The organism is Bacillus sp. AM 13(2015) (assembly GCF_001518755.1).
GTDB lineage: Bacteria > Bacillota > Bacilli > Bacillales > Bacillaceae > Bacillus > Bacillus safensis.
Genome location: NZ_LKCP01000012.1, coordinates 1 through 1122, shown reverse-complemented (window position 1 = coordinate 1122; position 1122 = coordinate 1). Strand labels below are relative to the sequence as shown.

Annotated in this window: 2 protein-coding genes; one reads left to right on the top strand and one right to left on the bottom strand. The window is 36.8% G+C overall.

Annotated elements, in window-relative coordinates:
* Positions 1–561: TVP38/TMEM64 family protein (locus AOQ70_RS01775; protein WP_082700797.1), on the bottom strand; the 561-nt coding region annotated here is incomplete at its 3' end.
* Positions 562–718: 157 nt separating this feature from the next.
* On the opposite strand from AOQ70_RS01775, the gene AOQ70_RS01770 reads away from it, so the two are divergent.
* Complete coding sequence (locus AOQ70_RS01770) at positions 719–1087, top strand: hypothetical protein (protein WP_059374641.1); 369 nt, start codon at positions 719–721, stop codon at positions 1085–1087.
* Positions 1088–1122 lie beyond the last annotated feature (35 nt).

Genomic DNA, 1122 nt, shown 5'->3' with positions numbered 1-1122 from the left:
CTCTCTTTCAACATACCATAATAAAACGATAACTAGAACGCAAAAACACTTCATTAACGGATTCTTTACTAAAGCAGAAAGGTCATAACCAATAAAACTAATGATAAAGAGCATGACACACTTACCAGCTAAAGCAGCTAATGAAAATTGCCACATGCTAATTCTTGATAAGCCTGCGACCACATTGACGGCAGCAGAAGGTGTAAAAGGAAAGCAGAGTAAAATAAATAACGGACCAAATCCCCGTTTCTCTACCCAAAGCATTAATTTCTTAATGGAAGGGTGTCTGCTAATAAAGTTCAGCATTCTCATCTGTCCAAATTTTCTGATCAGTAAAAAGACAAGAATAGAACCTGCACTTGCACCGATCCAGGTTAATAAAAAGCCTTCCCAAAGGCCGAATGCATTTGCATTTGCCACCGCAAACGCCACGAGTGGTAAAAAAGGAAGAAATGCTTCAATCAGAGGAAGCAATATAGCGACAATTGGTCCAAAGGCCTTGTAGCTTTCAAAAAATGATGTGATATTTTCATGAGTAAATAGAGAAAGAAATGATGTCAACTTGTTTGACTCCTTCAAGGTTTGTCTACATTTCATTTTACATGGAAAACATAAAAATATACAAATAAATCCCACTCGCCCCCCTTGAGATTTTTTGACTCATTCGATATAATAAACAAGAACATTTGTTCTATTTATAAAGAAAGCAGGCTTGGACATGACGAGACTATCAAGAGTACAGCTTCAAATGATGGAACAGGCCATCTTTCTTCCTATGGTCATCTCCATCCTCAATCGTGATCTGACACACTTAAAACAACATCAAACATTTAAATTAAATGAACCATACATTCAGCTTGTGACCTCTGTGTTAAAGGAAGCACAGAAAGCACTTTATGAACTGAAGCAGCATTTACGTAAAGAAAGTATGAAAGTACAGCAAATTGAACACGATGAGGGATTTACAACGTATCTATTTATCATAAATGGCTATGAAGAAAAGCATAAATACTTTAATCCGCGTATACGTCACCGGGTAGAGGAACTGCTGACTCGATATTTTCTCCAACAAACAAATGAACTATAGGCTGAAATGTTGCGCGTTACACATGCAAAAAAAAG